Source organism: Devosia sp. LjRoot16 (assembly GCF_964252795.1).
Classification (GTDB): domain Bacteria; phylum Pseudomonadota; class Alphaproteobacteria; order Rhizobiales; family Devosiaceae; genus Devosia_A.
Genome location: NZ_CAXUPH020000005.1, coordinates 36,699 through 62,241 on the forward strand (window position 1 = coordinate 36,699; position 25,543 = coordinate 62,241).

Below are 25,543 nucleotides of genomic sequence, written 5' to 3' on the forward strand. Positions count from 1 at the left end.
CCAATAGGGAATCAGACGCGCTGCCCTCACCCGGTGGCGCGTTTCGTTTTCAGCGGCCGGAAATGGTGACGAGAAGGAACCGTTTCTCCAATGCTCTCCCTTTCCTTCGCAGTCGACACTTCGTCACTGGCGGCCGAAATGCCCCAGTGGGCGCAGGTCCGCATCCCTTCGATCACCCGCAACGCCCTGAACGACACCGCTGAGGACGCGGTGCGGGCCGAGCAGGACAAGGTGCGTGGCGTGTTCGATCGGCCGACGCCGTACACCGAGCGGGCCGTGGTTTTCCCCCGTCACCTCAGGGCGACGAAGGAGCGCCTCGAGGCAACGATCATCCTCAGGGATGACAGCGCCGGCGGCACTCCGCCCTCGAAGTATCTGTTCCCAGAGGTGCAGGGTGGGGCGCGGCCGGCAAAACCCTTGGAGCGCAGGCTGCGCCAGATGGGCCTGATGCGGCCCGACGAGTTCGCCACCATAGCTATCGGCTACAAGCGCAACGCCTATGGGAACATCCCTGGGCCGACCATCACTGCGATCCTCTCGCAGCTGAGTGCCTATGCCGAGGTGGGGTTCAAGATGAATGAGACCGCAAGGTCTCGGAAGCGGGCAGGGGCCAAGCGCAAGGCCCGCTACTTCATACCCCATGAGGGCTCGGGCCTGCGGCGTGGCATCTATGAGCGGGTAGGCAACCGCATCCGTGCGGTGATGATCTTCGTGCGGCAGCCTACCTATCGCAAGCGCTACGACTTCGGTCAGGCCACGATGGCAAAGGCCGACCGGGTGTTCGCTGCCTACTGGCAGCGCCACTTCTACACCGAGCTGCAGAAGGCCACGGGCCAGCGCTGAGGTCGATGGGTCCTTCCAGCGATCGACCCAGCCTGCGGGGAATTCGACCCTCGACCTATCGCCAGTCTGACAGGGTTTTGAGAGCCTAAAGTCAGTTCTCAAGTGGAGCCTAAAGAGCCCTAAATATGGAGATGTCGAAGGGTGATTTCGCTGGTGAGGTCGGCGTGACGCCTGGCCGCATCAGCCAATACATCGCTGCCGGCATCATCGGGCCCGATGCGCTGGTAGGTGAAGGGCGCAGTGCCCGGATCCGCGTCGAGTTGGCGAAGCAGCAGATTGCGGCGCGGCGCCATGTTGGGCAGGGGCTCGGCAACGGACTGCTGACCAGGCTGGACCAAGCGGAGCCGACCGGCGACGTGCCTGCGCCGGTGCTGAAGACCGACGATCCGGCGAAGCTGATCCAGCTGGAGCGGCTCGAGCAGGAGAAGCGGCGGAATCGGCGGGAGACGATCGAAGAGGCGGCGACGCTCGGGCGGCTGGTGCCGGCCGACGACATGCAGCGGGAGATCGCGCGGACGGCTCAGAAGGTGGTGAACACCTTCGCCGGCATGGCGCCCGATATTGCCAATGCGATTGCCGCGAAGTTCGGGCTGCCGCAGCGCGACGTGCTGCACCTGGTCAAGCAGGTGATGAACGACAAGCGGGCGACCGCGGCGCAGCTCGAGCGCAACGCCGCCGGCGAGATGCCGGCAACCGTCGAGACGGTCATCCAGTGAGCGAGCTAACCGTCGAGGTCGCGAACGCCGAGCGCCTGGCGGCGCTGACGCTCGCCGAAGTGCTGCAGCCGCCGCCGCCAGTCGACTTCGTCAGCTGGGCCGAGCGCAACATCGTTTTCTCCAAGCGGGAGGGACCATTCGAGGGGCCGTATAACCGGAACCTCTTCGGCTACTTCGACGAGATCCTGCGGGCGCTGTCGCCCGACGACCCGTGTCGGGTGGTGACGATCAAGAAGTCGGCGCAACTGGGCGGCACGGTGCTGGCCAACATCTTCTGCGGCGGATCCATGGACATGGACCCGGGCGACTTCCTGTTCGTGCACCCGACCGAGGACAACGCGTCCCGCTGGTCGAAGATGAAGCTGGTGCCGTTCATCAAGTCGACGACGGCGCTGACCGCGATCTTCCCGCAGCGAGCTCGCGATGGCTCCGACTCGGTGCTCTACAAGGAACGCCGGGACGGCCGCGGCGCCATCCTGATCTCGGGTGCCAACTCGCCGGCCTCGCTCAGCCAAGTGTCGATGGCGCGCCAGGTACAGGATGACCTGGCGAAATGGGAGATGAACGCCGCCGGCGACCCGGAGACGCAGGCCGATAGCCGGTCGCGTGCCTACGAGTTTGCCAAGATCCTGAAGGTCTCGACGCCGCTCGTCGAACCGGGGTGTCGGATATCGAAGAACTTCGAGCTCGGCAGCCAGGAGAAGCTCTATCTGCCATGCCCGGACCCGGACTGCGGGCACATGCAGCCGCTCGAATGGGAGAACATGCTGGCGGGGCTCGACGAGGTGCACCCCGAGGACGCGCATTTCACCTGCATCGACTGCGGGGGGGAGATCAGTCATCACCACCTGCCGGACATGCGCCGGCGGGGCGAGTGGCGGGCGAGCAACCCGGGCGCCATGCGGGTGCACCGGTCTTTCGAGATCTGGTCGGCTTACTCGCCGCTGCAAAGCTGGGAGCAGATCGCCCGAGAGTGGATCAAGGCGAAGGGCGATCCGAAGTCCGAACAGACGTTCCTGAACGACGCGATCGGGCGGGCCTACAAGACGACCGGCGAGGCGCCGCCCTGGGAAGCGCTACGCGATCGTGGCGCCCAGTCCGAGCGGCCGATCGGGCGCATCCCCGCCGGCTTTCCGGTGCTGTGTTGCGGTGTCGACTGCCAGATTGACCGCGTCGAGTGGCAGCTGGTGGCGCGCGGGCCGAACAAGCGGCGGGCCATCGTGATGCACGGGGTGATCCCGGGGCACATCTCGTCGGTCGAGGCGCAGGACGCGCTCGACGCGCTGCTGAAGCAAGGGTTCCTCAACGCCGCGGGGCGCTCGATCGCCATCGATGTGCTGGCGATCGACGGCAATGCCTGGACTGAGGATGTCTGGGGCTGGGCGAAGAAGCACCCGAGCTCGCGGGTGATCATGGTGCGCGGCGTGGCGTCGGAATCGGCGCCGCTGCTGGTGCGGGTGAAGAAGGAAACCAACCGCGCCGGAAAGCGGCTTCCCTACAGCAAGCGGTTCTACAACTTCGCCACCTCGGTGCTGAAGATGGGGCTTTACCGCGATCTGTTGAAGACCGACCCGCTGGTGCGCGGCTATGTCGACCTGCCGCGCGGCCTCGACGATGAGTTCTACCGCCAGCTGACGGCCGAAAGCCGGAAGCCGACGAAAACCAAGCAGGGCTTCATTCGCTGGGAGTGGGTGAAGGACCCAAACCAGGCCAACGAAGGCCTCGACACCAACCTGCAGGCCGAGGCCGCATGGATCCGCATCGCCGGACCCAGCCGCGAGCTGCTCGATGCCATCTGGGACCGTTACTTCACCGAGCGCGAAACCGCGCCGCCGGAAGTGCAGCTCGACTTCGAAGACCTGATGCAATCGACGGCAGCAGCGCCGCCGGTGAACCTGCCGCCAGTTGCGCCGGCTCCTGCCGCGCGCCGAAAGGTGCGGAAGATGAGGATCAACTGATGGCTGGAATCACGCTCGCGATCGCCGAGGCGAAGCTGGCTGTTTGGCTGGCGGCCGAAGAGGCGCTGGCGACGTCGCAGAGCTACGAGATCGAGGTTGAGGGCAACAGGCGGCAGTTGTCCCGGGCTGATCTTGGGCAGGTCGCGAAACGCATCGACTACTGGAACGGTTGGGTTGTCCGCCTCGGCGGGCTGGCCACGGGCCGCAGTCGCACGAGGACGATCATCAACTGATGAAACCCGCAACGCGAAAGAGCCTCAGGGGCCGGCTGGCCTTGTCCCTGAACGGCGTAGCCATGGCCATCGGCGGGCTTGCCGGCGCGCGAAACGACAGCGGCTATGAGGCTGCCCGCCGCTCGACCAGGCGCACCCGGAACTGGCGCGCCGGCGAGGGTAGCCCGGCGGCGGATATCCTGCCGGATCTCGGCATCCTCCGGGGCCGGTCGCGCGACCTCGAGCGGAACAACCCGATCGCGCTGGGCGCCATCAACACGAAGGTCAACGGCGTCGTCGGCGCCGGCCTCCGCCTCCGCTCGGTGCTCGACGCCAAGGTGTTGGGCATCGCGGCGGAAGACCGGGCCGAGATCCAGTACCAGATCGAGCGGGAGTGGGACCTGTTCTGCCGGGAGGCCGATTTCACCGGACTGATGCACTTCGATGACCAGCAGCGGCTGATCTTCCACTCGGCGCGTGTCAGCGGCGATCTCGGGATCGCCCGGCGGTACCGGAAACGCCCGGGTGAGACCTATGGCACGCGCATCGTGCTGGTCGAGGCCGACCGGATCTCGAACCCGAACCGGGCGACCGATACGGCAGAGGTTCAGGGCGGCGTGAAGCTCGCCGCCGACGGCGAAGTGCTCGGCTGCTACATCACCGATCGGCACCCGGGCGAGCGCTCGGCGCAGCCGCTGCGCTGGAACTACATGCCGCGCCGCGGCAGCAGCGGGTTGCTGCAGTTCATCCTCGCCGCCGAGATCACCCGGCCCGGCCAGGTGCGCGGCGTGCCGATGTTCGCCGCGGTCGAGGAGTCGCTGAAACAGCTCGGCGACTACAGCGCTGCCGAACTGAAGGCGGCCATCAACGACGCCTACCTGTTCGCCTTCGAGAAACTGGCCACGGTCGTCGATGACGACGGCCAGCCGATCGTCATGGCCCCGGAAGGCGGTGTGCCCGATGAGGCCGGCGAGCTGACGCTCGAAGACCTGGCGATTACCACGCTGGCGCCGGGCAGCGACGTGCAGGTGAAGAAGCCGGAGCGCCCGAACACCGCGTTCAACGGCTTTTTCGAGGCCTTCTGCAAGCAGATCGGCGTTGCCCTGGGTATCCCGATGGAAGTGCTGCTCGCGCACTTCTCGTCGTCGTTTTCGGCGGCCCGCGGCGCGCTCGAGGTGGCCTACAAGGGGTTCATGGTCGACCAGGCCTGGTTCATCCGGACGGTGCTCGACCCGATCCGCGAATGGCAGTTCACCGAGATGGTGGCCTCGGGCCGCTTCGATGCTCCGGGCTTCTTCGATGACCCGATCAAGCGGGCGGCGTGGCTCGGCCGCGTGTGGATCGGGCCGACCCGGATCCAGATCAACCCGCAGGTCGAGGCCAACGCCGACAAGACCGACATCGAGATGAACGTGAAGAGCCGCGAGCAGGTGATGACCGAGCGCACCGGCGGGGACTTCGACACCAAGAGCGCGCAGATCCTGCACGAGCGCGAAGTGCTTGGCGCCGGCGAGGCGGCTGCGGCGCCGCAACAGAAAGACGAGCGCAACAACGACGGCACCGACAAAGACGACGACAGCAAGGATGAGGACGAATGACCAATCCCTGGCTGGCACGGTTCGCCAATGAGCCGGCGCTCGTCGCGCCGCACCTGCGCGACCGGTTCGAGAGCAGCCTGGTTTCGCTCGCCGCCCTGCAGCACGCGGAGATCGCCGCGGCTAAGGGCGAAGGCGACGAGTTCTGGACCGAGCTGGGTGCGTGGGGCAGCAAGCGGCTTCGTCCGTACATCGTCCGCAACGGCGTGCTGATGATCCCGGTGAAGGGGGTGCTGCTCAACGGCTTCCCCTACCAGTTTTTCGATTATGCCACCGGCTATGAGTACATCTGGAAGGCCTTCGAGCGCGGGGTTTCCGACCCGGAGGTGACCGGCATCGCGCTGATCATCGATTCCCCCGGCGGCATGGTCGCCGGCAATTTCGACCTGGTCGATCGCATCTTCGCGGCGCGTGGCAGCAAGCCGATCCGAGCCTTTGCAGCTGAGAGCAGCTATTCGGCGGCCTACTCGATCGCCTCGGCGGCCGACAGGATCGTCGTGGCCCGCACCGGCGGCGTGGGGTCGATCGGCGTCGTCACCTCGCATGTAGATGTGTCGAAGGCGCTCGACGAGGCCGGCTACAAGGTGACGTTCATCTTCGCCGGCCAGCACAAGGTCGACGGCAACCCCTATGAGGCACTGCCCGACGACGTGAAGGCCCGCATCCAGGCGCGTGTCGATGAACTCTATGGCGTGTTCGTCGATACCGTGGCTCGCAACCGAAACCTCGACGCGGCGGCGGTCCGCGCCACCGAGGCACTGACTTTTACCGCCACCGAAGCGATCGAAAACAAACTCGCCGACAGCATCGGCGCGCTCGACGCTGCACTGGCCGAATTCGAGGCCGACATCCTCAACACTGATGAAGGAGACGAGACCATGACCACCATCACGGTGGCCTCGGTTAAGGCCGATCATCCTGAAGTTGCCACGGCGCTGATCGCCGAGGGCAAAGAGCAGGGTGCAGCCGAAGCCAAGGCCGGGAATGCGCAGGCGGTGACCGCGGCTGTTGCCGCCGATCGCGAGCGCTGCGCGCAGATCGATGCCCTTGCGGCGCCCTATGCCGGCAACGCCAAGGTGATCGAGATCACCACGACGGCCAAGAAGGACGGCACTTCTGCCGCCGACACCGCGCTCAAGCTGATGACCTCGGGCGCAGCGGCCAATGCCGCAGTGCTGGGCGCCATCCAGCAGGATGACGCGTCGGCCGTCGCCGCCACCCCTGCCAAACCCGGCGACACCGCCCAGAAGCCCACCACGCCCGAGGGCTGGAAGGCCGAATACGAGGGCAGCACGGCGCTCCAGGCCGAGTTCCCCTCGGCTGAGGCTTACGTCGCCTTCCAGAAGAACGAAGCCAAGAACGGGGGTGCAAAGTGACCACTCTGGCTGTCGATAAGGTCCGGACCTGGCACTACGCCGGGGACCCGATCCGCGAAGAATACCCCGTCGTCGCGACGGACATCATCTACCGCGGCGCTGCCGTCGGCGAGAACGCTGCGGGCTATGCCCGCCCGCTGGTCGCCGCCGACGTGTTCCTCGGCTTCGCCGTGGCCAAGGCCGACAACGCCGCCGGCGCCGCCGGCGCCGTCAACGTCACGGTCGAGCAGAAGGGCTTCGTCACCCTGCCGATTTCCGGCCTCGCCGTGACCGCCAACGACCGGGCGGCCGTGTACGCGTCGGATGACGACACGTTCACGCTCACTGCCACCTCCAACTCTCTCATCGGCTATGTCAGCCGCTGGGTGTCGACGGGCATCGCCGTCGTCGAATTCGACGCTGCGCTCGTTCGCGCCGCGCTCCAGGCCTAAAGGGGCATCGGATGTATCCCGCTCAGAACGATAAGCTCTCGACCCGCGGCGTGAAGTCCATGCTTCTGCTGGCGCTCGAGACCGGAACTGCCGCCTGGGTGACCACCCTGGCGATGAAAACCGGCAGCGACCAGGCCAGCGAAAACTACGCCTGGCTCGGCGCGCCGCCGGCGATGCATGAGTTCGTCGGCAAGCGTCAGCTGAACGAACTCGCCGAAGTCAGCTTCGCGATCTCGAACAAGGATCACGAGGCTAATCTGCGCATCAAGTCCAAGGATATGCGCCGCGACAAGACCGGCCAGATCCAGGTGCGGGTCGACCAGCTCGCCAACCGGGTGAATGACTACCCGAGCAAGCTGCTCTCGACGCTGATCCTCAACGGCGCCTCGGCGCTCTGCTACGACGGGCAGTATTTCTTCGACACCGACCATGCCGAAGGCTCCAGCGGCACGCAGAGCAACAAGATCACCTTCGCAGCGGCGACCGGCACCACGCCGACCGTCGACGAGTTCGCGGACGCGATCGTTTCCGGCATCCAGACTATGTACGGGTTCAAGGATGACCAGGGCGAGCCGATCAACCAGGAGGCCCGTGAGTTCACCGTGATGGTGCCCGTGGTGCTGATGGGTACTGCGCTTCGAGCGGTATCGATCCTGCTCGGCACGAACGGCGGCACCGCGACCATTGCGGCGCTGAAGAACGACTTCAAGGTGAGCGTGGTGGTCAACCCGCGCCTCACCTGGACCGACACCTTCGCGATCTTCCGTACGGATGGGGCAATCAAGCCGTTCATCCTGCAGGAAGAGGAAGGCGGCGCGGACGTGGTGGCCATCGGCGACGGCTCCGAGTACGAGCAGCTCAACAAAGAGCAGATCTTCGGCGTCGATTGGGCAGGCAACGTCGGCTACGGCTACTGGCAGGGCGCGGTGCAGGTGACGTTCACCTGAGCCTGACTAGCCCCTGAACCCCTCGAAAAGGCCCGCCTCAGCAGCGGGCCTTTTCGTTTCCAGTGCAATGAAAGGACCCTCCGATGAGCAAGACCAAGCAGGAACGGCGCGAGGTCACCTTCGCCTCCGGCGCCAGCGTGCCCGGCGGCACGGTGATGTATCTCACTGGGGCGCAGGCCCATGACCGCGGCCACCTGGTGCGGCCGGTGAAGGACGGCCACAAGAACATCAAGGACAGTAAGCGGCTCGGCTTTGTCAGTGACAAGCCGGTGTTCTTCAAGGCCGGTGAGACTGTCGAACTCGAGGGCGAGATCGATCGCGGCGTGGCGCTCGCCATCGGCGAGGATCCTGCGCCCGGCACTCCCGCCAAGACGGCCAGGAAGCCCGGTCCCGAGCGCCACGCGAACGGCGACACGCCAGAGATGGCGCAACTGCGCCGACAGTTCAACGCCGCGTACGACCGCGCCCGCACCGACGCGCGCCGCGAGCTGCTCGGCGAGATCGAGAAGCGCAACGCGCTGATCGATGCCGCCGATGCCGCGGCCGAAGTCGCTGAGAAGGCAAAGGCTGCCCACGAGGCAGAGCCCGACGCCGAAAAGCGCAAGCCGCTGCAGAAGGCGCTCGATGACGCCCTCGAAGCGCAGGCCAAGGCCGACAAGCTGGTCAACGACCTGCCTGAGCTCAAGGCCTGACGGCCATGAAGTCCGTCACCTGCAACACACTGGTGTGGCTGCGCGAGCAGCCGCACGAGGCGGGAACGCGGTTCAGCGTGGTCGACAAGCCCGAAAAGCCGACCGAGGTCGACCCGCACACGGCCGATCGCTGGCGGATGAACGGCTGGCTGGTCGAACCCAGCGCCAAGGCCGCCGCGGCCAGCGAGGGCGACTGATGCCGGTCGAATCCGATGCCGATCGGGCTTCGTTCTTCGCCGATTTCAATGCGGATGAGCCCTCGCCCTTCCTCTGGGGAGTGACCCCGATGGCCATTATCGGCCATCGGGGCACAGTGCGCGTCGATAGCGACGATGGCTTCGGCGCGCTCAACAACCGCGCCACCATCCAGTGCCGGGATGTCGACATCCCGCCCGGCGGCGCCGCCGGCGACGCGGTGACGTTCCGCGGCGTTTCGCACGTCGTGAAGGCGATCCAGCCAGACGGCACCGGCCTATCGGTGTTGCTGTTGGAAGAGGTGATCTGATGGTCGATCATGCGCGCAAGCAGGTGCGAGATGCCGCCGTCAGCGACCTGACAGGGCTGCCGACCACCGGGTCGAAGGTCTTCACCTCACGAGTGGCGCCGCTAGCTGCCGGCGACATGCCGGGCCTGAAGATTGCGATCCGCGAGGAGTCGGCCGAGTGGGACACCTTTGGCAAGATGGCGCGCACTGGCCGCCTGATCGTTGAAGGCTGGCTGCAGGGTGGCGATGACATTGAGGACGAGCTCGATCGTGTCGCGGCCGAGGTCGAAGCCAAGATCTACGCCGACAGTGGAACGCCGGCATTGTCTGCATTGCTGCAGAACATCGGGACGCCGATCAGCTCGATCGACCTGCCTGAGCCGCCCGAGGGCACCGCTCGCCGCACCGGCGTGATCCGCATGCTCTTTCCCGTCGTCTATCGGACGGCCACCGACGACCCCACCAGCATCGTTTAACAGGAGACACCTCGATGACCACCATCAAGGGTAATTCCGGCGTCGTGAAAGTCGCCGCGAATGCCATTGCCGAACTTACCGGCTTCACCATCACCGAGACCGGCGGTACCGCCGAGGACACCTCGCTCGGCGATACCGCGCGTACCTATCTCCCGGACGGCCTGCCCACCTGGACGGCGACGGTCAACGGCCACTGGTTTCTCGGCGACACCAACGGACAGGATCTGATCATCATCGGCGCCGTCCTGTCGCTGAGTTTCAACCCGGCTGGCACTGCTGCCGCCACCAAGAAGCTCGACGGCACCGGCATCGTCACCCAGGTGCAGCACGGCGAGATCGGTAACGGCCAGGTGGTGCCGTTCTCGGCTCAGTTCCAGGGCACCGGTCCGCTGGTGAGGGGAGCCAACGCATGAGCGTCCTCGATCGCATCAAGGCGCAGGGCGCGCGGACCGGCATTGCGGATGTCAAAGTGCCAGAATGGGGAGAGTCCCCCGATAAGCCGCTGGTCATCTACTACCGCAAGCCGACGCTGAACGACGCGGCAGAGGCGCTAAAGGCAGCTCCGGGCAACCCGATCCGCCAGAATGTCGACGTGTTCTGCATGATCGCCCAGAACGCCGACGGCTCGCCGATGTTCAAGCGCATCGACGGCGTCGACCTGATGCAGGCGGCCGACCCCGACGTGTTCGGCCGGCTGATGCGCGAGATGGGCATCATCCGCACCGAGACGCCCGACGACATAGAAAAAAACTGACCGCCGATCCCCTGCTGATGAACATCTTTCGGCTGGCGGATCGGCTGAAGCAAACCCCTGAACAGATCCGGCACGGGTTCACCCTGTCGGATTTTCACGCCTTCCTGGTCTACGACCAGATGACGAGGGACGCCCCATGAGCCCACGCGTAGAGGCCATCATTACCGCGCAGAACAAGTCGCATGCGGCGTTCGGCGAGGTGGTGAAGGACGCCAATACGGCAGCCGACGCCGTGGTTTCGAGCGGGCGGCGCGCCAACTCGGCGCTGTCGACCCAGAACTCAAACATCGTCGCGATGGGCAAGAGTTCTGGAGCTGCCGCCAGAAACGCTGCCAACCTGGCCTACCAGTGGAACGACGTGGCGGTTTCGCTCGCGTCCGGACAGGCAGTCTGGATGGTGGCTGTTCAGCAGGGCGCGCAAATGGCCCAGATCTACGGAGCAGAGGAGGGTGGGCTGGGTCGCGCCTTGAAGGAGAGCACGAACCTCGCCGTTGGGCTGGTCACGAAGTTCTGGCCGGTCGCTGCAGTCGTTGCGGCGGGGTCGGCGGCGATCGCCGGCATGACGTCCGCCATCAACGACGCTGGCGGTGCCCAAATGGGTTTCGGCGACGTGGCGATGGCGACGTGGCAGGTGTTCTCGGAGGGCGTCTTCAACCTGGTGCAGCCAGCGCTCGCAGCAGTCGGCGGCTGGTTCGGCGACATGTGGAATGCCGCATGGCCGGTGATCAAGGATCTCGGCAATGGCATCATCGCGACCTTCATCGGTGCGTTCGATGCGTCGAAGGCCGTGTGGTCGGCGTTTCCGGCCGTGATGGGCGATATCACGATCACCACGGCAAACAATGTCATCGGCGGCGTCGAGGCGATGATCAACGGCGCGATCGGACTGCTGAACGACTTCAAGTCGTCGATGGGGTTTGCCGGCGACATTGGCGACGTCAAGTTGTCGGGGGTATCGAACCCTTTCGAAGGTGCAACCTCCGGGCTCGCCGCAGACGTGGTGGCGTCGTTCCAGGGGGCCTTCGACGTCGACTATCTCGGCGGGCTGTTCGACGCGATCAAGACCAAGGCGATCGCGCTGGCATCGGCAACCGACGAAGTCGGCAAGGCTGCCAAGTCCGCCGGCGCGGACATGAAGCCGTTTAGCAGCGGGTTGGAAGCGGCGAACGACAATGCCGCCAGGCTGGGCGAGACCCTCGCCGGCGGTCTGACGCAGGGTGTGCTGAGCATCTGGCAGGCGTTCAAGTCGGGCGAGAACGTGCTCGAGGCGATCGGCAACCAGCTGCTCAGCCTGGTCGATACTCTGTTGAGCAACACCGTGCAGAGCTTCTTCAGCACCTTGTTCGGCGGCTTCAAGCCTTTCGGCGGGCCATCGCTGAACCCTGGCACCGGGCTGCCGGGCCTTTATGCGAACGGTGGCGTGTTCCCGACCGGCATTAGCGGCTACTCCAATCAGGTCGTTGACCGTCCGACGATGTTTGCGTTTGCGAACGGCGCGGGGCTGATGGGCGAGGCCGGTGCGGAAGCCATCCTGCCGCTCAGGCGCGGTGCCGGCGGCCGGCTGGGCGTTGAAAGCAGTGGCGGAGGCGGGACGGTCAATAACTTCTACATCGACGCTCAGGGAGCAGAGATCGGCGTCGAGCAGAAGATCGTCCAGGCCATCAAGACGATGGTGCCGGGCATGATCGACAGCCAGGCGCCGGCGGCCGTTGCGAGAAAACAGATGAACAGGTCGCTGCGCTGATGCCCGACATCATTACGATGCCGGACGCGCTTTACGCGTTCTCGGAGCTCGCCTTCAACCTGGTGACGGTCAACACCGCTTCCGGCCCATCGGCGTTCAACCCGATCGCGTCGGTCAACGGGCCGAGCGCGGAATACTGGGAGGTCGAGATGACCTTCGTGCCGCTGACCGGCGACGATCTCGATGAGATGGAGCGCTTCATTTCGGCCAATCGCGGCGGCAAGGTGCTGGTCCGGATCTATGACAAGCGCCGCGCTGCATTCGGCGGTCGGTCACAACCTCGGGGTGCGGGCGGTGCAGGGCCGGTGATCAATGTGGCGGCCGACGTCGCCGGCGGCGCTGAGACGGTTACGTTCAAGAACCTGACCCCGAGCCGGGCCGTGGCGCTGAAGGCCATGGACCAGTTTCGGGTGGGGGAAAACCTGTACCGCATTCAGGACAGCGGCGCTTCGGACGTTGGCGGCGAGGGTACCTTCAGTTTTCGTCCGGCGGCTCGCCACGGCTGGGCAGAGGATGACCCGGTTGCTCTCGTGCTGCCGACCGGCCTGTTTCGGATGGTCGGCGGAGAAACCGGGTTCGGCATCGGCAACTCGCCTCGCCTGATCTCACGGCCGCTGACGCTGAACTTCCGTGAGGATCCTGACTTCGATGCTTAGTCATGAAATGGCGCAGGCGCTAAGCTCGCCGAACCGCGATCTGTGCTGGCTGGCATGGTTCGAGCGGGCGACTACGCCGCTCTATTGCTGGAGCGGCATGCACCCGATCGCCTGGGACGGGCAGACTTGGCTCGGCGTAGGGCATCTCTACAGCGTCTCGACGATCGACAAGGGCGATGCGCTTAGTTGGCGGCAGCAGCAGTTCACGTTGAACGGGCTAGACCCGCAGGTGCTGGCCGGCATGGACGAGACCGTTCGGGGCCGGCAGGCGAAGCTCTGGCTGGCCTCGCGCAACGCGTCGGGACAGATCATCCGTGATCCCCTACTGGTGGCGCAGATGGAGCAGGATACGCTGCAGCGCGAGGTAAACGTTGCCGACGGCACCATCAAACTGACGCTCAACTGCTTCGAGGCCCTGCCGCGGTTCGACAAACCTACCGGAAAGAAGTGGAGCCACGAAAGCCAGCTCGAGCGCTTCGCCGGCGACACCGGCTTCTACTACACCCAGAAGATTGCCCGCACCGGGCAGCCGATCGACTGGCGTCTCGGCTGATGCAGGCCGTTGCGAACGCCATCGCCCGGGCGCGGTCTGGGCTCGACTGGTCGTATCCCTGCCTCATCTGGATCGCGGACTATGTGCGCGATGCCACGGGCACCGACTACGCTTTCGACTGGCGCGCGGTGCAGTGGGACGAGACGACAGCCAAACGGGCGCTGGCGAGGCTCGCCGCTGGGGGGAATGGGTCAACGGCAGTCGAGCGCGCCATCGACGTCATGGCGCGAGCGCTCGGCTGGGCCGAAGTGGATGGCAACCGCCAGGGTGCTGTGCTGATCGGGGTGTTCGATGCCGATGACGGTGTCGGCGTGCCGGCGATCTTCGATGGTGAGAACCGTTGGATCATCTCGAATGACGGCGAGGGCGTGACCGTCACCGGCGTGCTGCCGAAGCGGATGTGGGAGATCGTGCCTTGAAACGGATCCTTCTTGCCCTGCTGCTGCTGCTCGCCTCGGCGACCGCCGCGCAGGCCGACCCGATCACGGCCGCGATCACCGGCATTGCCACCTGGTACGCCTCGATCGGCGTCGTGGGGCAGCTGCTGGTGCAGGTTGGCGTTGGGCTGGCGCTCAGTGCTGCGTCCTATGGCCTCTCCTACCTGCTCGGGGCAGCCGGTCAGCGGCAGACCCAGGCACAGCAGGAGCAGCCCGGTGTGCAACTGCCGGAGTTCGACGCGCTGCTCGAGGTCGGGAGGATCTACGGCACATCGACGCTCGCCGGCGGGGTGTTCTTCCACAAGACGATCGCCAGCGCCGGAGCGTCGGCGCCGGATCGATGGCTATTTGGCTTGACCCTCTCCGAAGGGGTGTGCGACGCGCTGGTGAGCATCTCGATCAATGGTACCGAATGCTTCTTCGGCGCCAATGGCGATGCGCTCACGGCGCCGTGGTTCGACGGGTCGATCCCCTATGCCCGCGCCTCGTTCCGCACCGGCGCCGATACCCAGGCCATCGACCCGATTATCCTCGCGCGGTTTGCAACCCCGCCTGACGACTTCTATCCGGGTGATGCCGGCCGGGTCGCGAAGTGGGCCGAGTTCCGCCAGCGGGGCGTCTGCACCATCGTGCTTGATATGGACTACGGCAACAGCGCCGATCACCACACCGAGCTGTGGGGCGTCGCCGGCGTGCCGCAGCTGCTGATCCGCGTGCGCGGCCTTCGCCTCTACGATCGAACCGATCCGGCACAGGATCCGAACAACCCGGCCACGTGGACGTGGAGCGACACCGCCACGATCGTCATCGAGGACTATCTCTGCACGGATCTCGGCGGGCAGGTGACCCGGCCGGAGATCAGTGCAGCCGCGGCAACCGAGAGCATCTCGATCGACCGCGAATACGTTCCTACGCTTGCCGGCAGCGAGCAGGCGGGCCGGATCAACGGCCTGGTGCGGTCGAGCGAGAGCCCAATCGATGTGCTCGCCGCGATGGCGCAGCAGAACCGGGCGACGATATCCAAGAGCGAAGGGCAGTACACCATCCGCGCCGATCGCGCCGCTGTGGCAGTCGCGACCATCCACAAGGGGCAGTGGGTGAGGCAGGGCTCGATCTCGATGCAGAACGAGGTCGATACCCGCTCTGCAATCTCGGGCGTCGTGGCGCAGTTCTTCCCGGCCGTCCGCTACGGACAGCAGGCCGAAACGGCATATCCCGGTTCGGCGCTGAACGACGAGACGGCAGAGCGGCAGAGCTACCGGTTCTGCGACAGCGCTCCAGGGGCGCAGCGCCTCGCCTTCGCGACTATGACCGAGAATGGCCTCGGGAGCACGATCTCCGGCGCCTTCGATATCTCGGTGCTGGTGGCCAGCGGCAAGGCTAACCGCCAGCTCGAGCTCGGCGACGTCGTCAACTGGGACGCCGACGAGCCATATGCCGACATGAACGGTCTCTATCGGGTCGACGGCCTGTCAATCAACTCCGACTTCACGGTTTCGCTCAGCCTCTCCGGCACGAGCGCGGAAGTGATCAACGGGTGGAACACTGGCTTGGAAACGCCGCTGGCGGAAGCCGCCTAACACACTAGGGATATCATGGCTCAGAACCCCATCCGGACCGCTGCGGCGGCCAACGGCGGCCTAGTCGTCGGCACTTTGCTCGAGGCCGTGGTCAAGCGTTTCGGCTTTGTGCTGAACGTCGGCGAGGTCCTTGCCGACTTCGACTTCGACGTTGGCGAACCGCCGCTGCTGATCCAGTACGCGACCACGGGGTACAGCTACTATCTCGACACCACCGACACGACGACGCCGGATGATGGGCTGACGTGCCTCGTTTCGGGGAATGGCCTTCGGTACCACATCGAGGACTCGGCCGCGATCTCGCGGAACTCGATCCTGGGCGTCGTCACCACGGCACCAGGCGCCCTCGTCAGCGGCGATGTCTACCGGGTCGGCATCGGCGCGACCGGAGCATTTGCCGGGCACGATGACGATCTCGCGATTTACACGCGCCGCGGTTGGGTCTTCGCGGCTCCGGAGATCGGTCTCACGGTGTTCAATGAGGACACCGGGACCAACCAGCAATTCACCGCCTCGGGCTGGACCGGATTTGCGGCCGACTACGCAGACCGGTCAGTCCCGCCTCGCGCGCTACTCATGGCTGCCGGTATCGCAGTCGAGAGCACGCTGAACACGCCTCCAGGCTCGCCTTCGCCCAACACCTTCTGGCTTGTGGGGGCTGTTCCCGCCGGCGCCTTTGTCGGCCATGCCGGCGATATCGCGTTCTTCGAGAGCGCGGCATGGGCGTTCGTCGACGCCTATGAGGGTGCGAGTGTGTTCCACAAGGCCTTCGGGTTTGAGGTGCACTACATCTCGGGGGCATGGCTCGGCGGAGCGGGATCGGACTTCCAGGAGTTCAATACGGCAGGTGGTCCATTCACCTGGACGAAGCCGTCAAAAGGCAATGTGGCGCTAATCGAGTGCTGGGCGGCCGGCGGCTCTGGTGGCCGGGGTGGCGTATCGTCGAATACGGGCAGCGGTGGTGGCGGCGGCGCCTATGTACAACGCCTAATGAAGCTCTCCGATCTCGCCGCGACGGTAAACGTCACGGTCGGCGGGGGAGGGGCGGCCCGAACCAACAACAATCAGGTAGGGGTGGCAGGTGGAAACAGTTCGTTCGGCTCTCACGTCGTCGCCTATGGCGGGGCTGGCGGCGGTTACTCAGGGGGGCCAACGCTTGGGGGGGGCGGAGGTGGTGGCACCAGGTCCGCCGCGGTGGCCGGTGTCGGCGGGAATCCATCTGGTGGGCTGGTCGCATTTGGCGGCGGAGCTGGTGGCACTGGATCGGCAGGCGGTGGCGACTCTGTCTATGGCGGCGGAGGTGGGGGCGCCGGCGCTGGCGCCAGTGCTGGCGCTGGCGGCTCCTCCGTATATGGAGGTGCCGGCGGCGGTGGATCCGACCCTGGTCTGGGCGGTACGTCGCTATTTGGTGGCAACGGAGGCGCAGCCGGTGGAGGAGGATCGGGAAATGCGGGGGCCGGCTCCCAACCTGGCGGTGGGGGTGGTGGGTCCTGGTCCGGAAACTCCGGCAAAGGTGGCGATGGCCGCGTAAGGATCACGGTGTGGTGAGGGCAGCACGATGATCCCGATCCGTCGCTTCATCTCTCGCGCGAAGCCGTCATGCGCGCGGCTGATCTCCTCAGCGTTCCCGCGCTTCTTCCTGCTGCTCGAAAGCGGCGACCACCTGCTGCTCGAGAGCGGCGACAAGATCATTTTGGGGTAGGCAGATGGCTGACCAGAAACTATCACAGCTCCCGGCGGCCACGGATACGGTGAACGCCATGTTCTATGGGGTGCAGGGCGGCACTCCCAAGAAATTCGCTGCCGATCTGATGGGCGGCGGCGAAAGTGTTCAATGGCCGGAGGTACTGCGCAGCACGAACCGCGTCCCGAGAGGCTCGTTCATCCGCGGCGTGGATGGATGGGGTGCGAATTTCAGCACGGATGGTGCTATCGCCGTTTTCGGGTTCGATCCCACATCATCGCCGTCATCGAACCTCCCCGCCTATTTCAACCGATCGAAGGTACAACTTGGCTGCAATGTGACCGCAAAATCGGCCAGCGTCGGATCACCCAGGCGCATCGCTGTCGATCCGACGAAGAAGCACAAGGTCACGGTCGCGGCCATGGGGTACGGCTCGGTCGATCCGCTCCCATCATCGATCCAAGTTCACTGCTTCAACAGCAGCGGCCAGTTCATTTCTACCTTGACCGTCAACATCAACGTCGTACTCGCGCCGACACTGCCCAACGGCTACTACCACGCGACGATCAACGAACTGGGTGGATCAGCTCCCGCCTTCCCCGCCGGCACAGTCAGCGCTTTGCCGCAAGTTGGGTTTGTGTCGACCGCTAGTCAGGGGCTTCAGGTCTACATGATGGCGATGATCGCTGAAGACGAATTGCCCTGCGCAATCGGAACCGCAATCGCTAATAGTGGGGGAGGCACGCACGAGGCCGCTTCCGATGGCACCCATCTGTACATCATCAGCCACGGCATGAACGAGATCGCCAAGATGGACGGCGACCTCAAGAAGGTGTCGACCCTTACTATTGGTGACTATCCACATGACATTGTCGTGGTTGGAACCAACCTCTGGGTCTGCAACCACGATGCCGCCACCCTACAGCGGATCGCTTTGGGGAGCTTCACCGTATCCAACACCTACGCGATCACGGGTTCAAAGAACGGCTTCGGCCTGGGAACCGATGGCACGCGGCTCTGGCTCGCCGCAGGCACCAACGCCCAAGGATGCGCGCTCTACGAGGTCAACGTGTCGACTGGGGCGATGACGCTGGTGTCGACGGATCTGAATACTGGCGCTGCCAACCTGCCGGTCCGGTACCTTGCCGGTTCGCTGTGGACCATTCACGAGGGCAACAGCCAAGTGAAGCGGATTAACCCGACTGGCGGAGCTACGCTCGCGACCATCAACTGTAGCATAGGTGAAATCTACGGTCTGGGAAGCGGGAACGGGTACGTCTTTGCCTGTGGATCCGATGGAGTCGCCGTGATTGATCCTGCCACAAACACTGTTGTTCAGACGCATCGCTTCCGGTTGCTAAATCGGGGAATGTCGAACGTCGAGGTATCGGGGCGATACGCCTTTGCTTGCGCGTCGAACGGCGCGATTATCATAGACGTGGCGCTTAACCAGAACCGCGAATTGTTGCTTGAGGGCGGCGACTGCAAATGGGCTCGGGCTCTGCCATCCGGCCGCGTTGTCATTGGCGCCTATGCGGCGCCATGGATGTTCATCCTGGGATGACAAATCTAGGCGAGCGCAGAACAAAGCGTTCGATCTGGAAACTCCGGCAAAGGTGTTAGCACCACGACCCAAAAGCTGGGGCCCTGGTCGATGGCAGTTCTACTGATGGGCGCCGCGGTGTGGCTAAGGGAAGGCAGATCGGGTGCCCATGCCGCCGATCATGGGGCTACCGTCTGATCGCCAGGTAGTTGGTGACCCCAAACAGGGCCTCATCACTGTCCCTGTACTTCGAGACATCGATCAAGCCAGAAGGGCCGAGGCGCCAGATCGAGTAAGCCGGCGAGAGCAGTCGCCAGAAGTCCAAAAAAAACGTCTTTGAGGCGACATTGGGCCCGCCGAACTCGAACTGGATCATGCGAACTCGCGGCAGGAGCTTCTCGGCGGCCTGGAGCACCGTAAATTCATGGCCCTCGATGTCCATTTTGAGGAGGTCGACAGTTTCAATTTGGCGAGTTTCAAGGAGTCTTTCGAGGCTAATCGTCTCGACGGTTGCAACCATCTCGTGTTCGATCTTCTGATGATGCAGTTCGCGCTTATGCAAGCTGGCGAGGCCGCTGCCCAGATGGTTCGAGTAAAGCTCTGCAGTGCCATTCGAGGATGACAGTGCGAGTTGGACGACTTCAACTCGGCCATCTTTGAAACGGTCGCGGAGCTTCACGCAGTTCCCTGCATCGGGCTCGACAACTACTAGGCGCTTGACGTCAACCCGGTCCAGTATGGCCGCGGACCAGTCGCCGACGTTTCCACCGACGTCGATCACGACAGATGTCGGTGCCAAGAGTTTCGCGGCAGCGGCCGCCTCCTGGTCGACCGTGAAGCTACCCCACCCCTTGCCTTGGTGTTTCTGAGCGAATCGCTCGATGCCCCTCAGGATCGTCTGCGGCAGCATAGTGGCACCTCGCGCCAGGTAACTCTGTCAGCCTTCTACCGTAACTAACTTCCCCTCGAAAGACCGGAGATTTCCCCATGAACCCGAACGTGCCCCGCGGCGCGGCGGTCCTGCTCGACTATATCGGCGGGCTGGAGACGGCCCGGAAGGGCGCTGCCGCCTACAACACCGTCATCGGCCACATCGACGAGAAGGGGAAGCTACCCAAGCCCGTCACGTCGATGACGCTCGAGGAACTTCTCGCCGAGCAGCTGCGCTGGGTGCGGAACCTGAAGCAGAAGAGCGGCGCGGCCGGCCGGTACCAAATCATCCGGAAGACACTGAAAAGCCTGGTCAAGGAACTGAAGCTGCCGCTGACGGCTAAGTTCTCGCCGGACCTTCAGGATGCCATGGGCCTGGCGCTGCTTGAGCGCCGCGGCTATGGGCGTTTCGTCGACGGCGCCTTCCCGCTGAAGAGCTTCGGCAACGAACTGGCGGAAGAATGGGCCAGCCTGCCGGTGCTGTCGACGATCAAGATCGGCGGCAAGAAGCCCCGCACCGTGCGGCGCGGCCAGAGCTACTACGCCGGCGACGGCATCAACCAGTCGCTGGACGATGCCGCGGCCTTCGAGAGCGTGCTCGCCGAGGCCCTGAACGAGCGCGACCGCAAGCCGGCGCCCAAGCCGTCAACTGGCCCGGCTGCCTTCCCGGTGAAGGGCGCGAAGAACGACGAGGTCGTCGCCCAGGTGCAGCGCCGGCTGAAGGAACTCGGCTATTCCGAGATCGGCAATGTCGATGGCGATTTCGGCGACCTGACCGAGAAGGCCATCCTCATCTTCCGGCATGACGCCAGGCTGCCGCTGAGCGGGGCGATCGACAGCTCGCTGATCACTGCGCTGATCAAGGCCAAGCCGCGCGAGATGCCGGCCGGCCGCGCCGAGGCCTCGGCGAAGGAAGTTCGCGAGGCTGCGCCCGAGGCGAAGACGAACTGGCTGACGAAAGTTGCTGGGTTCTGGAGCGCCATCGTCGGCGCCGTCATCGCCTTCCTGAACTGGGTGATCGGCAGCTTCGCCGATATCCGAGAATTCGTGCAGCCGTTCCTCGACCTGCTCGCCGGGGTGCCGGTGTGGGTCTACGCGCTCGCCTTCGCCGGCGGAGCGCTGTGGCTCTACCTCAACGGCCGGAAGGGCGAAGCGGCATCCGTCGAGGCGGTCCAGGAAGGGGCGCGGCGATGAACTGCGCTCTGCTCGATATCGGCTGCCACATCCAAGGCGCTGCCTGGGAGTGGTGGGCGCAGGTCGGCCTGCTCAACAAGCTGCTGATCGTCGGCGGCCTCGCCGGCATCATCCTCGGATCAAGCCTCGGGCTCATCCGGCTGCTGAAGGCGATCGGCGGCTGGCCGGCGGTCGTCGGTTTCGTCGCCCTGGTCTTCGGCGTGGTGCTGGCCATCCTGCCGCGCAAGCCCAAGGGCAGCGAGGCGCACGAGACCATTCCCGACGGTCACCCGGACGCCGCCTCGCCGTTCGAGTTCGGCCGCAAGAAGCGCAGGAAGCCGCGCCCGACGATCCGTCTACCGAAACTGCGGGTAGGGCGATGATCATGGTCCAGACAAAGGCCCGAGAGGTCGCAAGCCGGATCATTTCCCGATTCCGCTCCCGCGTCCTCGAGTGGGAGCACGCGGCCATCACCACGCTGTGGGGGCTGATCGTGCTCGGCAATCCCCACGTGTTCTCGGGCCGGGCATTCGCTGCCTTCGCCGGCGGCCCGGCCCTCTGGGGCTGGGTGGTGTTCCTTGCCGGAACGCTGCGCATCGCCGCCCTCTGCGTCAACGGCTACATGGCCAAGCCCACGGCCATCGTCCGCGCCGCTGGCGCGCTCACCGGCATAGCCCTGTTCGCCGTGCTGACGCTCGGCTTCCTGTTCTCATGGACCTGGCCGACCGGCCTCGCCGTCTATTCGGTGCTGGGCTTCTTCGGCCTGTTTTCTTTCTACTGGTCCATCTTCGATGTGGCCGTTCCGGATGGCCACGATGGCGACGATACCTGACGCGGCCTCCATCGACTGGGCAAACGTCGCGGCCTGGGCCGCCGGCATCACCACCGTTGCGGTATCGGTCGGCGTCGCGGCATGGGCGGCCATCCGCAAGGCGGTGCAGATCGCCGCCTCGGCGCCTCCGCAGATCCGCACCGACACGAAGATCATCACCACCGACAGCGTGGCGATGCACGAGCTCGCGGCCACGCTCGAGGCGAGCAACGCCATCCTCACCGAGAACAACGTGCTCCGCCGGGAGGAGCACAACGACCGCGAGGCCAACCGCCGAACGCTTCAGGCGAACACCGACGCCATGGAGCGGGCCGTCACGGCGCTCAACGAGGCCCGCGCCGATATCCGCGAGCTGACCCGGGAAATCGTCCGTTCATCGAACAGCAAGGGGGCAGGCCGATGAGGCATCCCATCATCACCAGCACGCTCGGCGCGGCCGTCATCCTCGTGGTGGCGGCCGCGGTGCTTTGGGCCATGCCCGTTCAGGCCGCGCAGTGCGGCAAGGCCTCCTGGTACGGCGAAGCGCATCATGGCCGGCTGATGGCCAACGGCAAGCCGTTCAACATGCACGCGCTGACCGCTGCGTCGAACACGCTGCCGCTCGGCGCCCGGGCGCTGGTCACCGCCGGCAAGCGCTCGGGCGTCGTGCGGATCACCGATAGGGGTGGGTTCGGGAAGTATGGCCGCATCATCGATCTCAGCAAGGCGGCCTTCGCCAAGCTGGCGCCGACAGGGCAGGGGATCGTGCGGGTCTGCGTCGAGTGATCCCGGGCGAATCTGCTACGCCGCGCTTCATGCAGGACTATGACCTTCCCCAGATCGTTATCGACGAGCTCATCCGGTTGTCCAAGCAGGTCGGCACGCCGATCGAGGACCGCCCCGAGTTTCAGATCCTGTGGGATGAGCGGCTGATCATGGGCGGCGACAAGAAACGCGTTCACATCACGCAGCGCGGTAAGAGCTGGCTGCAGCGGCGCGGGTTCATTCCGAGCTAGTCGGTCGGGCCCTTCACCAACCAGAACCGCTCGTTCTGCTCGAAGGGCTCAGCATCCTCCTCGAGACCAAACCAGCCAAGCCAGTAGCGGAACTCCCTCCGCTGCGCCTCGGGTTCGGCGCTGGCGAAGGTCCAGCGCTGCACGCCAGGCTCTGGCGATACGACCGCCGGCATGCCCGGCTTGGGCAGATCGTCAGCCGGCATGGCGCAGCCCTTTGAGAGTGGCGTGCCGCAGCATGCCTTCGCCGCGCAGGTGCCGCACCGTTGCCGCCAGCCCCGGCCGCAACCACGTCCCGCGCCGCTTCAGCGGGAGATCAGGGACCTCGACCGTGTTCGCCTCGACGTAGGCCCAGAAGTCCTCACGGTCCGCCGCCTTCAGCGTAATGAAGGCATCCCCCACATAGTGCAGGCCGTGCTCATCGCGCCGCGCGAGGATCGCGACCGGTGCGCCAGTTGGCGACAGGTCGGCGCCGATCACATCGAACTCGCCGATTGTGAAGGTCTTCGTCTTCAGCCAGGTGTCGGCGTCGCCGCTCTTGTAGCGGCTGCCGCGCTTCTTGCTGACGATGCCCTCGAGGCCCATGGCGTCGATGGCGGCAAACGCCTCCGGGCCGTCGGCGCCAAGCTCCTGGCTGAAGGCGAGAGATGGGGCCGGCGCGCTCTGCATGAGGCCACCCAGCATGGCGCGCCGGCTCTCCACCGGCCTGCTGCGGACGTCCTCCCCGTTCAGATGCAGCAGGTCGAATGCGACGAAGATCAAATCCTGCGGCCGCCAGCGGATGGCCGCTGGTAAGCCTGAGAAGTCGGCCGCGCCGCGGGCGTCCGGTAGATAGACCTCGCCGTCAAGGATCGCAGACGTGCACCGCAGCTGAGAAGCGGCCGCGACGATCTGCGGGTATTTGCTGGTCCAGTTCGCCCCCGAGCTGCTGAAGGCCCGAGCGGTACCCGCCTCCACGTGCAACTGGGTGCGATAACCGTCGAACTTCACCTCGTGGAACCAGCCGTCGCCGCTGGGCGGAGTGTCCACCAGGCGCGGCTTCATGGGCTGTATGTAGCGGAGGGCAGGGCGTTCAAGCAGCATGCCGGCAATTTAGTGCGGGAGCGGAAGGAATCCGAGTCGACTCGCGATCACTGATTCGTTTTGCTGGAACCGGGCGATATCCGGCGGATTGAGTCCGCGCCGCGTAGGAGTGCCCCATGGCTCAGTTATTCCAGTTTCCCATCCGCAATCCCCGCCCCATCGCAACCGCCGAGGGCGTTCTGGTCAAAGCTATCTCGGTTGTGCAGCGCGCCTCGCCTCCGGACAGCGGCGTCACCCGCGATAGGCTGCTCGACGAACTTCTCGAGGTGTTGGACGCGCCCGAGGCGATCGATGTCTACAACCGCTCAAAGCAGACCTGGTGATGCGCCGGCCGAAGGTGCCTCACAAGCCGCCGGCGCCGAGCGTCCGCGAGATCGTCGGTGCCGCCCTCGATCGGAGCCGGGCGCTGTCGGGAGAACATCCGATGACGCAGCAGGAGGTCGTCAAAGACATGATCGCCAAGCTGGATTTGCCGGCGTCTCTCAAGGCTCGACTGAAGGAGCGCCACAAGCTCGACTAGGAGCCAAGATATTCCCGTAGGCCGGCCGCCAAGGCGCGGTAGCCCGGCCAGTCGTTCTTCCCGGCCTGACCGACCCTCCATTGAAGGCTGCGCAGGAACCGCTCGTCGCGGCCCTCGATCGGAAGTAGGGGAACGACCCATTCCCCCTCGGGCTGACGAGCCGCATGGAGGATGGCATCGAGCGCCGCCTCCCGCTCATCATACGCCGCCGCCTCGCCGATCACTTCCGGTAGCGCGGAATTTGCCAAGTCCGCGGCTTCTTGGGAGGTATCGGCATAGCCGCTCCGGATGAAGTGCACGCCCCAATGGCGGTAGATCCCGACCGACCAGTTCCATGAGCCCTGGTTGTCGCGCCTTTGGTGCGCCAACGCCTCGGCCATATGCCCTCTTACGACGTCACCGGTGGGTGACGGCAGTTGAGCGCCTAGGCGCCGCATCGCAGGATCCTGGCCCGGGCTAGCGGCAACCGGAGCCCATGTGAAGCGATTGTGGGATTCGCTGTTCACAGCCCCTATCCCTCGTGGCTTGTTCTCATTTCGTTCACGGGTATATGACTCGTGGCTCCCGACGTAAAGGAGCTCGAAATGTCCACCTCAGTCAGTCCGTCCGATCAGATCAAGTCGCTTAAACGGACCTGCCCATTCTTCACCGCCCACGACATCTCGCAAGTCACCGGCTTTCGCCTCGGGACCGTGGAGCGCGCGCTCCGCGACTTGCCTCAGGAAAACTCAGACCGGATGCCGGTCTACGCGATGCGAGAAATCGCCGACTGAAAGCCGTGGACGACCTCGCCAATCTACGGCTCTCGGCCTATACGCCGAGGCAACTCGATATCGTCTGCCGGCGATGCCAGCGCATTGCCTCCGCCGGCACTGGCAAGCTGCAGCGCAGGTACGGAGACCGTCCTCTCGGCGAACTGGCGCGCCTGGTGGCGGCGGACGGAAATCCCCCGTGCGAACTCGCGAAGCTGGGGGAGGGCTGCTCTGTCCAGCCAATGGAGCCGCCCTTCGAACAGTGGGCGACACTGTCGGATGCTCGGCTCGGCAACTGGGTGGGCTGGCTGTCCTGCGACAGACGGCGCGCATCACTGAAGCCGGCGAAGGCGTGCCCGGGCGAGTTCATGGCCGACGTGCACTCGCTTCTGATGGCGCTACCGTACGACTTCCCGCTTTCAAAGTTGCCGCGACATCTGAAATGTCCCGAATGCCAGTCCGACCACGTGCTGATCAGGTGGGAGAAGATGCAGGCTCCCGCGCCGTCAGCACCAGCGGTGCATAGGTCGGCCGGAATGGGGAAGGGCGGTCTGCGGGTGGTGCGCTAGGCCGATGTAAC

At 65.1% G+C, this 25,543-nt stretch carries 37 protein-coding genes; 33 read left to right on the plus strand and 4 right to left on the minus strand.

The window, feature by feature from the left end:
• Positions 1-90 precede the first annotated feature (90 nt).
• From ACSQ23_RS21460 to ACSQ23_RS21570, 23 genes are all read left to right on the plus strand, one after another.
• On the plus strand, positions 91-843 hold the full coding sequence (locus ACSQ23_RS21460) for a hypothetical protein (protein WP_436091837.1): 753 nt from the start codon (positions 91-93) through the stop codon (positions 841-843).
• A 125-nt stretch (positions 844-968) separates the two neighbouring features.
• Positions 969-1,559: a hypothetical protein gene (locus ACSQ23_RS21465; protein WP_436091838.1), complete on the plus strand. Its 591-nt coding sequence runs from the start codon at positions 969-971 to the stop codon at positions 1,557-1,559.
• The gene (locus ACSQ23_RS21470) at positions 1,556-3,517 is read left to right on the plus strand and encodes a phage terminase large subunit family protein (protein ID WP_436091839.1); all 1,962 of its coding nucleotides are present in this window, start codon (positions 1,556-1,558) and stop codon (positions 3,515-3,517) included. Before ACSQ23_RS21465 ends, ACSQ23_RS21470 begins: the two co-directional genes overlap by 4 nt.
• On the plus strand, positions 3,517-3,750 hold the full coding sequence (locus ACSQ23_RS21475; protein ID WP_436091840.1) for a DUF6148 family protein: 234 nt from the start codon (positions 3,517-3,519) through the stop codon (positions 3,748-3,750). The genes ACSQ23_RS21470 and ACSQ23_RS21475 overlap by 1 nt, the downstream gene beginning before the upstream one ends.
• Entirely contained in the window at positions 3,750-5,327 is a 1,578-nt protein-coding gene (locus tag ACSQ23_RS21480; protein ID WP_436091841.1) for a phage portal protein, read from the plus strand. The genes ACSQ23_RS21475 and ACSQ23_RS21480 overlap by 1 nt, the downstream gene beginning before the upstream one ends.
• On the plus strand, positions 5,324-6,700 hold the full coding sequence (locus ACSQ23_RS21485; protein WP_436091842.1) for a S49 family peptidase: 1,377 nt from the start codon (positions 5,324-5,326) through the stop codon (positions 6,698-6,700). Before ACSQ23_RS21480 ends, ACSQ23_RS21485 begins: the two co-directional genes overlap by 4 nt.
• Positions 6,697-7,131, plus strand: coding sequence for a hypothetical protein (locus ACSQ23_RS21490; RefSeq protein WP_436091843.1), 435 nt, complete (start codon positions 6,697-6,699; stop codon positions 7,129-7,131). Before ACSQ23_RS21485 ends, ACSQ23_RS21490 begins: the two co-directional genes overlap by 4 nt.
• A 59-nt stretch (positions 7,132-7,190) precedes the next feature.
• The gene (locus tag ACSQ23_RS21495) at positions 7,191-8,078 is read left to right on the plus strand and encodes a Mu-like prophage major head subunit gpT family protein (protein ID WP_436092153.1); all 888 of its coding nucleotides are present in this window, start codon (positions 7,191-7,193) and stop codon (positions 8,076-8,078) included.
• A gap of 83 nt (positions 8,079-8,161) precedes the next feature.
• Positions 8,162-8,770: a hypothetical protein gene (locus ACSQ23_RS21500; protein WP_436091844.1), complete on the plus strand. Its 609-nt coding sequence runs from the start codon at positions 8,162-8,164 to the stop codon at positions 8,768-8,770.
• Positions 8,771-8,775: 5 nt separating this feature from the next.
• Positions 8,776-8,967, plus strand: coding sequence for a hypothetical protein (locus tag ACSQ23_RS21505; protein WP_436091845.1), 192 nt, complete (start codon positions 8,776-8,778; stop codon positions 8,965-8,967).
• Entirely contained in the window at positions 8,967-9,275 is a 309-nt protein-coding gene (locus tag ACSQ23_RS21510) for a head-tail joining protein (protein ID WP_436091846.1), read from the plus strand. Before ACSQ23_RS21505 ends, ACSQ23_RS21510 begins: the two co-directional genes overlap by 1 nt.
• Positions 9,275-9,730, plus strand: a complete 456-nt coding sequence (locus ACSQ23_RS21515; protein WP_436091847.1) for a hypothetical protein — start codon at positions 9,275-9,277, stop codon at positions 9,728-9,730. Before ACSQ23_RS21510 ends, ACSQ23_RS21515 begins: the two co-directional genes overlap by 1 nt.
• Positions 9,731-9,744: 14 nt before the next feature.
• A complete protein-coding gene (locus ACSQ23_RS21520) occupies positions 9,745-10,143 on the plus strand; it encodes a hypothetical protein (RefSeq protein WP_436091848.1) in 399 nt (132 codons plus the stop codon).
• The gene (locus tag ACSQ23_RS21525; RefSeq protein WP_436091849.1) at positions 10,140-10,484 is read left to right on the plus strand and encodes a hypothetical protein; all 345 of its coding nucleotides are present in this window, start codon (positions 10,140-10,142) and stop codon (positions 10,482-10,484) included. Before ACSQ23_RS21520 ends, ACSQ23_RS21525 begins: the two co-directional genes overlap by 4 nt.
• A 17-nt stretch (positions 10,485-10,501) precedes the next feature.
• Positions 10,502-10,624, plus strand: coding sequence for a hypothetical protein (locus tag ACSQ23_RS21530; protein ID WP_436091850.1), 123 nt, complete (start codon positions 10,502-10,504; stop codon positions 10,622-10,624).
• Positions 10,625-10,686: 62 nt separating this feature from the next.
• Positions 10,687-12,228 (plus strand): phage tail length tape measure family protein, encoded by a 1,542-nt coding sequence (locus ACSQ23_RS21535; protein ID WP_436091851.1) that lies wholly within the window; start codon positions 10,687-10,689, stop codon positions 12,226-12,228.
• Positions 12,228-12,884: a hypothetical protein gene (locus ACSQ23_RS21540; RefSeq protein ID WP_436091852.1), complete on the plus strand. Its 657-nt coding sequence runs from the start codon at positions 12,228-12,230 to the stop codon at positions 12,882-12,884. Before ACSQ23_RS21535 ends, ACSQ23_RS21540 begins: the two co-directional genes overlap by 1 nt.
• On the plus strand, positions 12,877-13,437 hold the full coding sequence (locus ACSQ23_RS21545; protein WP_436091853.1) for a hypothetical protein: 561 nt from the start codon (positions 12,877-12,879) through the stop codon (positions 13,435-13,437). Before ACSQ23_RS21540 ends, ACSQ23_RS21545 begins: the two co-directional genes overlap by 8 nt.
• Positions 13,437-13,856 carry a hypothetical protein gene (locus tag ACSQ23_RS21550; protein WP_436091854.1) on the plus strand — a complete coding sequence of 140 codons (420 nt, stop codon included), beginning with the start codon at positions 13,437-13,439 and terminating at the stop codon, positions 13,854-13,856. Before ACSQ23_RS21545 ends, ACSQ23_RS21550 begins: the two co-directional genes overlap by 1 nt.
• The gene (locus tag ACSQ23_RS21555) at positions 13,853-15,454 is read left to right on the plus strand and encodes a hypothetical protein (RefSeq protein WP_436091855.1); all 1,602 of its coding nucleotides are present in this window, start codon (positions 13,853-13,855) and stop codon (positions 15,452-15,454) included. Before ACSQ23_RS21550 ends, ACSQ23_RS21555 begins: the two co-directional genes overlap by 4 nt.
• Positions 15,455-15,469: 15 nt before the next feature.
• Positions 15,470-17,002 carry a DUF2793 domain-containing protein gene (locus ACSQ23_RS21560; RefSeq protein ID WP_436091856.1) on the plus strand — a complete coding sequence of 511 codons (1,533 nt, stop codon included), beginning with the start codon at positions 15,470-15,472 and terminating at the stop codon, positions 17,000-17,002.
• A gap of 10 nt (positions 17,003-17,012) precedes the next feature.
• A complete protein-coding gene (locus tag ACSQ23_RS21565) occupies positions 17,013-17,156 on the plus strand; it encodes a hypothetical protein (RefSeq protein ID WP_436091857.1) in 144 nt (47 codons plus the stop codon).
• 4 nt (positions 17,157-17,160) lie between these two features.
• On the plus strand, positions 17,161-18,702 hold the full coding sequence (locus tag ACSQ23_RS21570; protein WP_436091858.1) for a hypothetical protein: 1,542 nt from the start codon (positions 17,161-17,163) through the stop codon (positions 18,700-18,702).
• 166 nt (positions 18,703-18,868) lie between these two features.
• Here the strand turns inward: ACSQ23_RS21570 and ACSQ23_RS21575 are convergent, their stop codons facing one another.
• Positions 18,869-19,591 (minus strand): FkbM family methyltransferase, encoded by a 723-nt coding sequence (locus ACSQ23_RS21575; protein WP_436091859.1) that lies wholly within the window; start codon positions 19,589-19,591, stop codon positions 18,869-18,871.
• 77 nt (positions 19,592-19,668) lie between these two features.
• Between ACSQ23_RS21575 and ACSQ23_RS21580 the strand changes: the two genes are divergently transcribed.
• From ACSQ23_RS21580 to ACSQ23_RS21605, 6 genes are read left to right on the plus strand one after another with little or no spacing between them, the layout of a single operon-like run.
• Positions 19,669-20,805 carry a peptidoglycan-binding protein gene (locus tag ACSQ23_RS21580; RefSeq protein ID WP_436091860.1) on the plus strand — a complete coding sequence of 379 codons (1,137 nt, stop codon included), beginning with the start codon at positions 19,669-19,671 and terminating at the stop codon, positions 20,803-20,805.
• Positions 20,802-21,167: a hypothetical protein gene (locus ACSQ23_RS21585; RefSeq protein ID WP_436091861.1), complete on the plus strand. Its 366-nt coding sequence runs from the start codon at positions 20,802-20,804 to the stop codon at positions 21,165-21,167. The genes ACSQ23_RS21580 and ACSQ23_RS21585 overlap by 4 nt, the downstream gene beginning before the upstream one ends.
• Positions 21,168-21,169: 2 nt before the next feature.
• Entirely contained in the window at positions 21,170-21,616 is a 447-nt protein-coding gene (locus tag ACSQ23_RS21590; protein ID WP_436091862.1) for a hypothetical protein, read from the plus strand.
• Complete coding sequence (locus ACSQ23_RS21595) at positions 21,600-22,019, plus strand: hypothetical protein (protein WP_436091863.1); 420 nt, start codon at positions 21,600-21,602, stop codon at positions 22,017-22,019. The genes ACSQ23_RS21590 and ACSQ23_RS21595 overlap by 17 nt, the downstream gene beginning before the upstream one ends.
• Positions 22,016-22,381 (plus strand): septal ring lytic transglycosylase RlpA family protein, encoded by a 366-nt coding sequence (locus ACSQ23_RS21600; RefSeq protein ID WP_436091864.1) that lies wholly within the window; start codon positions 22,016-22,018, stop codon positions 22,379-22,381. Before ACSQ23_RS21595 ends, ACSQ23_RS21600 begins: the two co-directional genes overlap by 4 nt.
• A 29-nt stretch (positions 22,382-22,410) precedes the next feature.
• On the plus strand, positions 22,411-22,611 hold the full coding sequence (locus tag ACSQ23_RS21605; protein ID WP_436091865.1) for a hypothetical protein: 201 nt from the start codon (positions 22,411-22,413) through the stop codon (positions 22,609-22,611).
• Here the strand turns inward: ACSQ23_RS21605 and ACSQ23_RS21610 are convergent.
• Both ACSQ23_RS21610 and ACSQ23_RS21615 read right to left on the minus strand, forming a co-directional pair.
• Complete coding sequence (locus ACSQ23_RS21610; RefSeq protein WP_436091866.1) at positions 22,608-22,814, minus strand: hypothetical protein; 207 nt, start codon at positions 22,812-22,814, stop codon at positions 22,608-22,610. The two genes, ACSQ23_RS21605 and ACSQ23_RS21610, sit on opposite strands and share 4 nt — an antisense overlap.
• The gene (locus tag ACSQ23_RS21615; RefSeq protein WP_436091867.1) at positions 22,804-23,652 is read right to left on the minus strand and encodes an ATP-dependent DNA ligase; all 849 of its coding nucleotides are present in this window, start codon (positions 23,650-23,652) and stop codon (positions 22,804-22,806) included. Before ACSQ23_RS21615 ends, ACSQ23_RS21610 begins: the two co-directional genes overlap by 11 nt.
• Positions 23,653-23,807: 155 nt before the next feature.
• On the opposite strand from ACSQ23_RS21615, the gene ACSQ23_RS21620 reads away from it, so the two are divergent.
• Positions 23,808-24,014, plus strand: coding sequence for a hypothetical protein (locus ACSQ23_RS21620; RefSeq protein WP_436091868.1), 207 nt, complete (start codon positions 23,808-23,810; stop codon positions 24,012-24,014).
• Positions 24,014-24,211: a hypothetical protein gene (locus ACSQ23_RS21625; protein WP_436091869.1), complete on the plus strand. Its 198-nt coding sequence runs from the start codon at positions 24,014-24,016 to the stop codon at positions 24,209-24,211. Before ACSQ23_RS21620 ends, ACSQ23_RS21625 begins: the two co-directional genes overlap by 1 nt.
• Here ACSQ23_RS21625 and ACSQ23_RS21630 read toward each other — a convergent pair.
• Positions 24,208-24,591 carry a hypothetical protein gene (locus ACSQ23_RS21630; RefSeq protein ID WP_436091870.1) on the minus strand — a complete coding sequence of 128 codons (384 nt, stop codon included), beginning with the start codon at positions 24,589-24,591 and terminating at the stop codon, positions 24,208-24,210. The genes ACSQ23_RS21625 and ACSQ23_RS21630 overlap by 4 nt on opposite strands.
• A 204-nt stretch (positions 24,592-24,795) precedes the next feature.
• On the opposite strand from ACSQ23_RS21630, the gene ACSQ23_RS21635 reads away from it, so the two are divergent.
• Both ACSQ23_RS21635 and ACSQ23_RS21640 read left to right on the plus strand, forming a co-directional pair.
• Positions 24,796-24,984 carry a hypothetical protein gene (locus tag ACSQ23_RS21635; protein ID WP_436091871.1) on the plus strand — a complete coding sequence of 63 codons (189 nt, stop codon included), beginning with the start codon at positions 24,796-24,798 and terminating at the stop codon, positions 24,982-24,984.
• Positions 24,985-24,989: 5 nt separating this feature from the next.
• Positions 24,990-25,532 (plus strand): hypothetical protein, encoded by a 543-nt coding sequence (locus tag ACSQ23_RS21640; RefSeq protein WP_436091872.1) that lies wholly within the window; start codon positions 24,990-24,992, stop codon positions 25,530-25,532.
• Positions 25,533-25,543: the final 11 nt, after the last annotated feature.

Coding starts and splice junctions, on each gene's coding strand:
- ACSQ23_RS21545 (WP_436091853.1), top strand. CDS start 12,877: ATGCTTAGTCATGAAATGGCGCAGGCGCTAAGCTCGCCGAACCGCGAT.
- ACSQ23_RS21540 (WP_436091852.1), top strand. CDS start 12,228: ATGCCCGACATCATTACGATGCCGGACGCGCTTTACGCGTTCTCGGAG.
- ACSQ23_RS21600 (WP_436091864.1), top strand. CDS start 22,016: ATGAGGCATCCCATCATCACCAGCACGCTCGGCGCGGCCGTCATCCTC.
- ACSQ23_RS21565 (WP_436091857.1), top strand. CDS start 17,013: ATGATCCCGATCCGTCGCTTCATCTCTCGCGCGAAGCCGTCATGCGCG.
- ACSQ23_RS21520 (WP_436091848.1), top strand. CDS start 9,745: ATGACCACCATCAAGGGTAATTCCGGCGTCGTGAAAGTCGCCGCGAAT.
- ACSQ23_RS21575 (WP_436091859.1), bottom strand. CDS start 19,591: ATGCTGCCGCAGACGATCCTGAGGGGCATCGAGCGATTCGCTCAGAAA.
- ACSQ23_RS21590 (WP_436091862.1), top strand. CDS start 21,170: ATGGTCCAGACAAAGGCCCGAGAGGTCGCAAGCCGGATCATTTCCCGA.
- ACSQ23_RS21610 (WP_436091866.1), bottom strand. CDS start 22,814: ATGCCGGCTGACGATCTGCCCAAGCCGGGCATGCCGGCGGTCGTATCG.
- ACSQ23_RS21525 (WP_436091849.1), top strand. CDS start 10,140: ATGAGCGTCCTCGATCGCATCAAGGCGCAGGGCGCGCGGACCGGCATT.
- ACSQ23_RS21625 (WP_436091869.1), top strand. CDS start 24,014: ATGCGCCGGCCGAAGGTGCCTCACAAGCCGCCGGCGCCGAGCGTCCGC.
- ACSQ23_RS21460 (WP_436091837.1), top strand. CDS start 91: ATGCTCTCCCTTTCCTTCGCAGTCGACACTTCGTCACTGGCGGCCGAA.
- ACSQ23_RS21505 (WP_436091845.1), top strand. CDS start 8,776: ATGAAGTCCGTCACCTGCAACACACTGGTGTGGCTGCGCGAGCAGCCG.
- ACSQ23_RS21570 (WP_436091858.1), top strand. CDS start 17,161: ATGGCTGACCAGAAACTATCACAGCTCCCGGCGGCCACGGATACGGTG.
- ACSQ23_RS21595 (WP_436091863.1), top strand. CDS start 21,600: ATGGCGACGATACCTGACGCGGCCTCCATCGACTGGGCAAACGTCGCG.
- ACSQ23_RS21620 (WP_436091868.1), top strand. CDS start 23,808: ATGGCTCAGTTATTCCAGTTTCCCATCCGCAATCCCCGCCCCATCGCA.
- ACSQ23_RS21605 (WP_436091865.1), top strand. CDS start 22,411: ATGCAGGACTATGACCTTCCCCAGATCGTTATCGACGAGCTCATCCGG.
- ACSQ23_RS21465 (WP_436091838.1), top strand. CDS start 969: ATGGAGATGTCGAAGGGTGATTTCGCTGGTGAGGTCGGCGTGACGCCT.
- ACSQ23_RS21495 (WP_436092153.1), top strand. CDS start 7,191: ATGCTTCTGCTGGCGCTCGAGACCGGAACTGCCGCCTGGGTGACCACC.
- ACSQ23_RS21515 (WP_436091847.1), top strand. CDS start 9,275: ATGGTCGATCATGCGCGCAAGCAGGTGCGAGATGCCGCCGTCAGCGAC.
- ACSQ23_RS21580 (WP_436091860.1), top strand. CDS start 19,669: ATGAACCCGAACGTGCCCCGCGGCGCGGCGGTCCTGCTCGACTATATC.
- ACSQ23_RS21630 (WP_436091870.1), bottom strand. CDS start 24,591: ATGGCCGAGGCGTTGGCGCACCAAAGGCGCGACAACCAGGGCTCATGG.
- ACSQ23_RS21635 (WP_436091871.1), top strand. CDS start 24,796: ATGTCCACCTCAGTCAGTCCGTCCGATCAGATCAAGTCGCTTAAACGG.
- ACSQ23_RS21560 (WP_436091856.1), top strand. CDS start 15,470: ATGGCTCAGAACCCCATCCGGACCGCTGCGGCGGCCAACGGCGGCCTA.
- ACSQ23_RS21615 (WP_436091867.1), bottom strand. CDS start 23,652: ATGAAGCCGCGCCTGGTGGACACTCCGCCCAGCGGCGACGGCTGGTTC.
- ACSQ23_RS21550 (WP_436091854.1), top strand. CDS start 13,437: ATGCAGGCCGTTGCGAACGCCATCGCCCGGGCGCGGTCTGGGCTCGAC.
- ACSQ23_RS21585 (WP_436091861.1), top strand. CDS start 20,802: ATGAACTGCGCTCTGCTCGATATCGGCTGCCACATCCAAGGCGCTGCC.
- ACSQ23_RS21510 (WP_436091846.1), top strand. CDS start 8,967: ATGCCGGTCGAATCCGATGCCGATCGGGCTTCGTTCTTCGCCGATTTC.
- ACSQ23_RS21480 (WP_436091841.1), top strand. CDS start 3,750: ATGAAACCCGCAACGCGAAAGAGCCTCAGGGGCCGGCTGGCCTTGTCC.
- ACSQ23_RS21485 (WP_436091842.1), top strand. CDS start 5,324: ATGACCAATCCCTGGCTGGCACGGTTCGCCAATGAGCCGGCGCTCGTC.
- ACSQ23_RS21530 (WP_436091850.1), top strand. CDS start 10,502: ATGAACATCTTTCGGCTGGCGGATCGGCTGAAGCAAACCCCTGAACAG.
- ACSQ23_RS21500 (WP_436091844.1), top strand. CDS start 8,162: ATGAGCAAGACCAAGCAGGAACGGCGCGAGGTCACCTTCGCCTCCGGC.
- ACSQ23_RS21475 (WP_436091840.1), top strand. CDS start 3,517: ATGGCTGGAATCACGCTCGCGATCGCCGAGGCGAAGCTGGCTGTTTGG.